Consider the following 8,267-nt stretch of genomic DNA (forward strand, 5'->3'; position numbering starts at 1 on the left):
CCCCCCCCCCTCCCCCCCCCCCCCCCCCCCCCCCCCCCCCCCCCCCCCCCCCCCCCCCCCCCCCCCCCCCCCCCCCCCCCCCCCCCCCCCCCCCCACGTCCGTATGTGACACTGCGGCCATGATTCGCCCAGCGACCCCCGCCGACATCCCCGCCATCCACGCGATGGTCCGTGAACTGGCCGAGTACGAGAAGGCGCTGGAGGAGGCGCGGGCCTCTCAGGAGCAGCTGCGCGAAGCGTTGTTCGGGGAGCGGCCCGCCGCGTTCGCGCACATCGCGCAGGACGCGGCGGGGGAGACGGTCGGGTTCGCGCTGTGGTTCCTGAACTTCTCGACGTGGCGCGGGGTGCACGGGATCTACCTGGAGGACCTGTATGTACGGCCGCAGGCGCGCGGCGGCGGTCACGGGAAGGCGCTGCTCACCGAGCTGGCGCGGATCTGCGGGGAGCGCGGGTACGAGCGGCTGGAGTGGTCGGTGCTCGACTGGAACAAGCCGTCGATCGACTTCTACGAGGCGTTGGGCGCGCGGGCGCAGGACGAGTGGACGGTGCACCGGCTGACGGACGACGCGCTCAGGCGGCTCGGCTCACGGGACTGACTCGGGCACGGGGGTCTGTGCGGGTACCGCGTGCTTGGGGGGCTTGGCCGTGACCATCAGACCCGCGACGAGGCCGGCCAGGAGCATGATGCCGACGGCCCACCAAATGGCGACGGTGTAGCCGTGGACGACGCCTTCCTTCGCGATGAGCGCCTTCTGGGCGGGGTCGCGGAGGTGGGCGGCTATGTAGGCCGTGCTGCTGGTGGTGGCGATGGTGTTCAGCAGGGCCGTACCGATCGAACCGCCCACCTGCTGCGAGGTGTTGACGGTCGCGGAGGTCACGCCCGAGTCCTGCGGGGCGACCCCGGCGGTGGCGGTGGCGAAGACCGGCATGAAGATGAGGCCCATGCCGAGGCCCATCAGGAGCAGGCCGGGCAGCAGCTCGCTCGCGTACGTGGAGTCGACCGAGAGCTGGGTGAAGACCAGCATCCCGCCGGCCGCGAGGATCGTGCCGGGGACCATCAGCATGCGTGGCGCCACATGGTTCATCAGGCGGGCCGAGATCTGTGTCGAGCCGATGACGATCGCGGCCGTCAGGGGCAGGAAGGCCATACCCGTCTTCACGGGGGAGTAGCCGAGGATGACCTGGAGGTAGTACGTCAGGAACAGGAACATCCCGAACATGCCGATGACGGCGAGGGCCATGGTCAGGAAGCAGCCCGCGCGGTTGCGGTCCTTGACGATGTGCAGCGGGAGGAGGGGGCTGGGGGCCCTGGTCTGCCACCACACGAAGGTCGTGAGCAGGACGACGCCGACCGCGAACAGGGTCATAACCAGCGGGTCCGTCCAGCCGCGCGGCTCCGCCTCGCTGAAGCCGTAGACGATCGCGACCAGGCCGCCGCAGCCGAGCAGCGCACCGGGTACGTCGAGCCGGGCGTCCCGGTTGCCCGGACGGTCGTTCAGCAGCGCGAACGCGCCGAAGACCGCGATGACGGCGATGGGGATGTTGACGTACAGACACCAGCGCCAGTTCAGGTACTCCGTCAGCAGTCCGCCCGCGATGAACCCGATCGCCGAGCCCGAGCCCGCCAGCGCGCCGTAGATCCCGAAGGCCTTTCCGCGCTCCTTCGGGTCGGTGAAGGTGGTCGTGAGCAGCGACAGCGCGGACGGGGCGAGTACGGCGGCGAAGGCGCCCTGGAGCGCGCGGGCGCCGAAGAGCATGCCGGAGCTGGTGGCCGCGCCGCCGAGCGCGGAGGCGGCGGCGAAGCCGATCAGGCCGAAGATGAAGGTGCGCTTGCGGCCGACGAGGTCGGCGATCCGGCCGCCGAGCAGCAGCAGGCCGCCGAAGGCCAGCGTGTACGCCGTGATGACCCACTGGCGGTTGCCGTCGGACATGCCGAGGGCGCGTTGTGCGGAAGGGAGCGCGATGTTCACGATGGTCGCGTCCAGCACGACCATCAGCTGTGCGAGGGCGATGATCACCAGACCCCACCAGCGGCGGGGGTCGGCGTCTACGGGGGCCCCAGGTTCACCTGTTCGGGTGACGCTCACGTGGTCAGAAGACCATGAATCGGGGTGAGTCGCATCTCCGGTCGCGGGACCGCTCATGGCTCCAGCACCACCTTTCCGATCGTGTTCCGGGATTCGAGGGCCCGGTGTGCGGCGGCGGCCTCGGCGAGCGGGAAGCGCGTCACGGCCGGGGTGAGACGACCGGCCGCCGCCTCGGTGAGGGCGCGCAGTTCCAGCGTGCGTACGGGGTTGGGGCCGCCCGTCTTCCGCATCATCACGAGGCCGAGGACCTGCTCCGAGACGCCCTCGACGATCAGTGCCTGTCCGCCCTGGATGCCCTCGCCGGACCAGCCGAAGACGACGTGCTTGCCGCCGGGGCCGAGGAGGCCGACGGCGGACCGGGCGACATCGCCGCCGACGCCGTCGAAGACGACGGTCGCCGTCCTGCCGCCCAGGTGGGCGCGGACCTTCTCCGGCCAGTCCGGGTCCTTGTAGTCGACGGCCAGGTCGGCGCCGTTCTCGCGCACCCGGGCCACCTTCTCCGGGCCGCCCGCGAGGCCGATCGTGGTGGCGCCGGCGTGCTTGGCGTACTGCACGAGGAGGGTGCCGATGCCGCCCGCGGCGGCGGGTATGACGGCGACGGAACCGGGGCCCAGGGGCGCGAATTGTACGATCCCCATCGCCGTACGGCCTGTTCCGATCATGGCGACGGCCTGCGCGAAGTCCAGGTTCTCAGGGATCTCGTGGACGCGGTCGACATCGGTGACGGCCAGTTCCGCATAGCCTCCGGGGGCGAAGCCGAGGTGGGCGACGACGCGCTTGCCGAGCCACAGGCCGGCGACGCCCTCGCCGAGGGACTCGACGGTGCCGGCGACCTCGCGGCCGGGGATCGTGGGCAGCGCGGTGGGCGCGGGGGCCGGGCCCTGAGCGCCTTCACGCAGAGCCGCGTCCAGGAGGTGTACGCCGGCCGCGGCGACGGCGATACGGACCTGGCCGGGGCCCGGCCCGGGATCCTCGGTCTGTTCGTAGGTGAGGTTCTCGGCGGGGCCGAAGGCGTGCAGGCGGATGGCGTGCATGGTGGGCTCGCTCTCGCTATGCGTGGTCTTGCCGTGGTCTTGCCTCGTCATGTGCGTGTCTGGAGCCCAGCCTTCAACCTCAAGCATGCTTGAGGTCAAGGTCTTCGCGGCCCTGCCGGATCCTGAGGGCCAGCGTGACGGCCTCGAGGGCGCTGTTGAAGGAGACCTCCGAGAGCACGCCGGGGGCGGCGACCTGGTCGCCCGCCAGGTAGACGCCGTCGCCGCGGTCGACGGCGGGCCGGTCGCGCCAGCTGGTGCCGGGCAGGTCGACCGCGCCGGTACGGCCGTTCGCGACCGCCTCGCGCCGCCAGGTGACGCGCTCGCGCCAGCCGTCGAAGGCGAGGTCGAGCAGGCGCTCGGCGCGGGCGATGCCGTCGGCCCGGGACTCGTGCGGGGCGATCGGGAACTGGCCCTGGATGAGCTGCTCCCCGGCCGGGGCGAGGGTGCGGTCCTGCGCGCTGAACCGTTCGATCCAGCCGGGCGCGTCCAGGTCGGAGACGGCGAACGCGTCGCCGCGCCGGGTGCGTACGGCCAGGTCGATGAGGGCGGTACGGCCGCCGGTCCAGGTGAGGGAGTCGTCCTTGAGGAGACGGCGGGCGGAGTCCAGGGAGGTGGCGACGATGACGGGGCCACGGCCTTCGGGGAGCGTGTCGACCCTGGCCAGGGTCTCCATGCGCACGCCGAGATTCCAGGCGCGGGCCGCCAGACGGTCGATGACGGAGGCCCAGCCGCCCGTCGGGTAGTGCGCCTCCGGGGGCAGCTTCGTGGCGCGGCGCAGCCGTTCCTGCACGAACGCCGCGGAGAGCGAACCGGGGTCGTGGTGGAACAGGGCGACGGCGGAGTAGTGGGCCGCGGCCCGCGCGCCCTCCTCGCCCGCCCGGTCCGTGGCCCAGGTCATGAAGTCGACGTCCACGGGCGCCTGTTGGGAGGCGTGGCGCAGGAGCTTGAGCATCGCGAAGGGCGGGGTGCGGCGCAGGGCGCCCTTGTGGTGCAGCCGCAGCCGGGCGGCCTCCAGGGGCGGGATCGGCGAGAGCGGACCGATCAGGTTCCGCTGCTTGAGCCAGGTCCAGTGCGGTCCGCCGCTGTAGAGGGCGTGCGGCCCTTCGTTCGTCCGGTACGGGCCCTCGGCGGTGCGGGCCCGGCCGCCGAGGGTGTGGTGCGCCTCGTAGACGGTGACCTTGGCACCGGCCTCGGCGGCGGTGACGGCGGCGGTGAGTCCGGCGAGGCCGCCGCCGATGACGGTCATGTGGTGCATGGTTGGGGGTCTCCCTCTGCTTGAGCTCTGGCTGGGCTCTGCTTGGGTTCTGCCTGGGTTCTGCCTGGGGTCGCCTTTCTGTGAGTACGACTGATCGCGGCCCCGGAATGTGACATGGGTGGACGTCTTCGCAGGTCGGATGGGTTGTCAGTGGCGGGGTGCAGGATGGGGGCATGGTGAGGAGAGCGGCGGGCGGGACCGGTGTGAAGAGCGCGCGGCGGCCGGAGGTGCGGCTGCCGTCCCTGGAGGCGTACGACGGCTTCGCGCTCGAGCCGGACGGGGACTATGACGGGCTGGAGTTCAGGGAGCTGGACTTCGTCGGGCAGGACGGCGGGGGCGCGCGGTTCATGGACTGCGCGCTGACGGGGTGCGCGCTGGACGAGACGCGGCTGCACCACGCGCGCGTGCTGGACTCGGTCCTGACGGGCATACGGGGCGTGGGCACCGATCTCGCCGAGTCGACGTTGCGCGACGTCGAGCTGGTCGACGCCCGCCTCGGCGGAGTGCAGCTGCACGGTGCCGTGCTGGAGCGGGTGCTGGTGCGCGGCGGCAAGATCGACTATCTGAACCTGCGCAAGGCCCGCCTCAAGGACGTCGTCTTCGAGGGCTGCGTCCTGGTCGAGCCGGACTTCGGGGGCGCCCGCCTGGAGCGCGTGGAGTTCGTGGACTGCGTACTGAAGGGGGCCGACCTCACCGCGGCGACCCTCACGGACGTGGACCTGCGGTCGGCGGCCGAGTTCACGATCGCGCGGGGTGTGGACCGGCTCGCGGGGGCGGTCATCAGCCCGGCCCAACTGCTGGATCTGGCACCGGTGCTGGCGGCACAGATGGGGGTGCGGGTGGACGGTGGGGCGGCGGAGGGGTGAGGGACCCCGGGACCGGCGGCTCTTGAGACCCCTCCTCGGACGACGGGGCCGGGAGGCTGCCCGCGTGCAGGAGGCGTTGGCCGAGCAGGGTCGTGGCCTCCCGCAGTTCGCGTGGTTCGAGGATGCGGAAGGGGGCTTGGAGCGCGGTGAGTTGGCGGGCGTACCAGTCGGGTTCGTCGGTGGTCGCGGTGAGGCGGCTGCGCTCGGGGGCGACCGCTTCGAGGTGACCCAGGCTGCGCGGGATCCACTGGGCGACCGTGGCGGGCGGCGCGTCGATGACGACCTCCACCCGGTACTTCCAGCCTTCGGACAGATGCTCCTCGAGAGTCCGGACGGGGTCGAGGCCGGGCGGCGGGGTGAAGGTGTCCGTGAGGACGTCGGCGGTGACGACCCTGTCGACGCGGAGGACTCGTCTGGCGTTCTTCGTATGCGACCAGCACAGCAGGAACCACCGGCCGTGGCGCACCACGACGGCCCACGGGTCGACCTCCATGACGCGTTCGTGTCCGGCCTGGCCGGCCTGTCCCTGCTGTCCGGAGCCCATGCGGTAGCCGAGTCGTAGGCGGCGCGAAGACGCGCAGGCCTGGACGAGAAGCGCCGTCGTCCGAGGGCTCGGACTCGGGCTCGTCGCGTCGGGATTCGGGGGCCCGACCCGGACCTTGCGGACGGCGTCGACCGGCTTGGCGACCGGCTCGGGGAGCACCCGGATGATCTTTCGGAGTGCGCTGCCCACCGGGTCGGCCGGGTCACCCGCGGCATGGTGCCCTTCCAGGACGGCCATGACGAGTCCCAACGCCTCGGTGTTGGTGAACATCAGTGGCGGCAGCCGGTGCCCGTGCCCGACGTGGTAGCCGCCGTACGGGCCACGGGCGGACTCGACCGGGATGCCGGCCTCACGCAGGATGCCGACGTACCGGCGAACCGCGCGCTCGGAGACCTCCAGCCGGTCCGCCAGCCGGCTCGCGGTGATTCCGGGGCTGTTCTGGATCAGTTCGAGGGTGAGGAGTGCCCGTGCGGTGGGGCTCGCGTCGTGCACCGTCGTCGATCTCCCGCCCATTCCGGAAGTCCTCCCGCCCATTCCGGAAGTACATCGTCCTGAATACCGGCTAGCGTCCCATCGCATGAGCGACGAAGAGACGATTCTCCGGGAACCGCCGGTCGCGGGCAGCGAGGTCGACACCCTGCTGGGCTCCTTGGAACGTCAGCGCGCGACCCTGGCGTGGAAGTGCGGGGGACTGGACGCGGCGGGCCTGAGGGCGACGGTCGGCGCCTCCTCGATCACCCTGGGCGGGCTGCTCAGGCACCTGGCCCTCGTCGAGGACGACTACTTCTCCGGGCGGTTGTTCGGCAGGCGGCCGCAGCCCCCGTGGGACACCGTGGACTGGGACGCCGACCCCGACTGGGACTGGCGGCTGACCGCCGAGGACACCCCCGAGGAGGTCTACGCGCTGTGGCGGGACACCGTGGCCCGCTCCCGTGCCCTGGTCGCGGAGGCGCTAGCCGACGGTGGCCTGGACCGGCCGGCCGGGCGCGGCCGGCCCGACGGACGGGCGCCCAGTCTGCGGCGCATCCTGATCGACCTGATCGAGGAGTACGCGCGGCACGTCGGCCATGCGGACCTCATCCGCGAGTCGGTGGACGGGCTCGTAGGAGAGGACCCGCCCCAGTGACACGGCAGCAACCCCACGCCCCAGAGCAAGGGCAGCAAGGGCACATCACGCCCGACCGGCTCACGATCGTCCCCGCCGACGAGGCGTCGTGGGAGGACCTGGAGGCGATCTTCGGCACCACCGACTACCCGGGCAAGTGCCACTGCCAGCGCTACAAGATCCGGGCCTCCCACTGGGCCACGGTCTCCGACGCCGAACGCGCCGCCCGGCTGCGCGAGCAGACCGCCTGCGGCAACCCGAAGGCCCGCTCGACCAGCGGCCTCGTCGCCTATCTCGACGGTGAGCAGCCGGTCGGCTGGTGCGCGGTCGAGCCGCGCACCGCCTACCCGCGGCTGCTCCGGACCCGTACCCCCTGGACCGGACGCGACGAGGACAAGACCGACGGCACCGTCTGGGCGGTCACGTGCTTCGTGACCCGCAAGGGCTTCCGCAAGCGCGGCATCACCTACGCGCTCGCCCGTGCCACCGTCGGCTTCGCCCGCGTCCGGGGCGCTCGCGCGCTGGAGGCGTACACGATGCTGACCCAGCCCGGCAAGGAGATCACCTGGGGCGAGCTCCACGTCGGCAGCCGTGACGTCTTCGCCGACGCCGGCTTCGCCGAGGTGAGCCGCCCGAGCCCGCGGCGCGTCGTCATGCGCGTCGACTTCTGACCGCTCCGCCAGCCGCTGCTGACCGCCCCGCCAGCCGCTTCTGAGCACTCCACTACGCGCTGCTGAGTGTTCCGCTAGCCGCCGATGTGCGACCCGAACGTCTCGATCGTCCGGCGTCGCGCGGTCAGGAACGCCAGCCAGGAGCCATCGGCGTAGTGCAGCCGGAAGCGGGCCATGAGCTGGAGGCGGGGGCGGCGTTCGACGCGGGCGGCCCAGCTGCGGGGGACCTCCCAGACGGGGGTGCCGTTGAGGGGGTGTATGAGACCGACGCGCTGGTCGGTGACGCGCAGCAGCAGGGCGCCGGAGGACGGCGGCATGGTGGCGGCGATGCTGCCGGCGGCGGCCGACGCGGCGCCGATGTTCTGCACCAGGCGGTCACCGAACTCACCGCCGATGCCGCTGAGCGGACCGGGCCGGGTCAGCTTCATGCCCTGGGCGCTCTTCGCCGGCACGACGACGCCGTACGACAGGAGCTGTTCCCCGGCGGCCAACTGGCTGTGTGCGGAACGCTGTTGGCGGGACATGGTTTCGGGCACGGGGATCCTCTCCGGCGGACGCGTGGGGCCGACGGGTGATCGTACGCGGCGGCGGTTCGCGCGCCGTGGCCGGTCTAGGTGTTCTGTCCACGGAGGTTGGTGACAGTGATCACGGCTGGGTGATCTTGAACGAGTGAGGGCCTTCCGGGTTCGGTGTGGATTGCGACGT

General features: G+C 72.1%; 9 protein-coding genes. 4 read left to right on the plus strand and 5 right to left on the minus strand.

Going from position 1 to position 8,267, the window contains the following annotated elements; all coding sequences use genetic code 11:
• The first annotated feature begins 119 nt into the window (after window positions 1-119).
• The gene (locus tag ACZ4WS_RS47580) at window positions 120-596 is read left to right on the plus strand and encodes a GNAT family N-acetyltransferase (protein ID WP_467990444.1); all 477 of its coding nucleotides are present in this window, start codon (window positions 120-122) and stop codon (window positions 594-596) included.
• Here ACZ4WS_RS47580 and ACZ4WS_RS47585 read toward each other — a convergent pair.
• The 3 genes from ACZ4WS_RS47585 to ACZ4WS_RS47595 form a co-directional block, all read right to left on the minus strand.
• Complete coding sequence (locus ACZ4WS_RS47585) at window positions 585-2,087, minus strand: MFS transporter (protein WP_467990446.1); 1,503 nt, start codon at window positions 2,085-2,087, stop codon at window positions 585-587. The two genes, ACZ4WS_RS47580 and ACZ4WS_RS47585, sit on opposite strands and share 12 nt — an antisense overlap.
• Before the next feature lie 53 nt (window positions 2,088-2,140).
• Window positions 2,141-3,121, minus strand: a complete 981-nt coding sequence (locus ACZ4WS_RS47590) for a zinc-binding dehydrogenase (protein ID WP_467990460.1) — start codon at window positions 3,119-3,121, stop codon at window positions 2,141-2,143.
• A gap of 79 nt (window positions 3,122-3,200) precedes the next feature.
• Window positions 3,201-4,376, minus strand: coding sequence for an NAD(P)-binding protein (locus tag ACZ4WS_RS47595; protein WP_467990449.1), 1,176 nt, complete (start codon window positions 4,374-4,376; stop codon window positions 3,201-3,203).
• A gap of 173 nt (window positions 4,377-4,549) precedes the next feature.
• Between ACZ4WS_RS47595 and ACZ4WS_RS47600 the strand changes: the two genes are divergently transcribed.
• Window positions 4,550-5,242 carry a pentapeptide repeat-containing protein gene (locus tag ACZ4WS_RS47600; protein WP_467990451.1) on the plus strand — a complete coding sequence of 231 codons (693 nt, stop codon included), beginning with the start codon at window positions 4,550-4,552 and terminating at the stop codon, window positions 5,240-5,242.
• Here the strand turns inward: ACZ4WS_RS47600 and ACZ4WS_RS47605 are convergent.
• A complete protein-coding gene (locus ACZ4WS_RS47605) occupies window positions 5,157-6,299 on the minus strand; it encodes a helix-turn-helix transcriptional regulator (protein ID WP_467990452.1) in 1,143 nt (380 codons plus the stop codon). The genes ACZ4WS_RS47600 and ACZ4WS_RS47605 overlap by 86 nt on opposite strands.
• A gap of 64 nt (window positions 6,300-6,363) precedes the next feature.
• On the opposite strand from ACZ4WS_RS47605, the gene ACZ4WS_RS47610 reads away from it, so the two are divergent.
• Together ACZ4WS_RS47610 and ACZ4WS_RS47615 are read left to right on the plus strand one after the other, a co-directional pair.
• Entirely contained in the window at window positions 6,364-6,912 is a 549-nt protein-coding gene (locus tag ACZ4WS_RS47610) for a DinB family protein (RefSeq protein WP_467990454.1), read from the plus strand.
• The gene (locus ACZ4WS_RS47615) at window positions 6,909-7,562 is read left to right on the plus strand and encodes a GNAT family N-acetyltransferase (protein ID WP_467990456.1); all 654 of its coding nucleotides are present in this window, start codon (window positions 6,909-6,911) and stop codon (window positions 7,560-7,562) included. The genes ACZ4WS_RS47610 and ACZ4WS_RS47615 overlap by 4 nt, the downstream gene beginning before the upstream one ends.
• 74 nt (window positions 7,563-7,636) lie before the next feature.
• On the opposite strand, the gene ACZ4WS_RS47620 is transcribed toward ACZ4WS_RS47615, so the two are convergent.
• A complete protein-coding gene (locus ACZ4WS_RS47620) occupies window positions 7,637-8,098 on the minus strand; it encodes a hypothetical protein (protein ID WP_467990458.1) in 462 nt (153 codons plus the stop codon).
• Window positions 8,099-8,267 lie beyond the last annotated feature (169 nt).

Source organism: Streptomyces sp. NPDC029292 (assembly GCF_055569295.1).

Excerpts from the sequence above, each read along its gene's own strand:
- ACZ4WS_RS47580 (WP_467990444.1), top strand. The coding sequence starts at position 120 with ATGATTCGCCCAGCGACCCCCGCCGACATCCCCGCCATCCACGCGATG.
- ACZ4WS_RS47590 (WP_467990460.1), bottom strand. The coding sequence starts at position 3,121 with ATGCACGCCATCCGCCTGCACGCCTTCGGCCCCGCCGAGAACCTCACC.
- ACZ4WS_RS47595 (WP_467990449.1), bottom strand. The coding sequence starts at position 4,376 with ATGCACCACATGACCGTCATCGGCGGCGGCCTCGCCGGACTCACCGCC.
- ACZ4WS_RS47600 (WP_467990451.1), top strand. The coding sequence starts at position 4,550 with ATGGTGAGGAGAGCGGCGGGCGGGACCGGTGTGAAGAGCGCGCGGCGG.
- ACZ4WS_RS47605 (WP_467990452.1), bottom strand. The coding sequence starts at position 6,299 with ATGGGCGGGAGATCGACGACGGTGCACGACGCGAGCCCCACCGCACGG.
- ACZ4WS_RS47610 (WP_467990454.1), top strand. The coding sequence starts at position 6,364 with ATGAGCGACGAAGAGACGATTCTCCGGGAACCGCCGGTCGCGGGCAGC.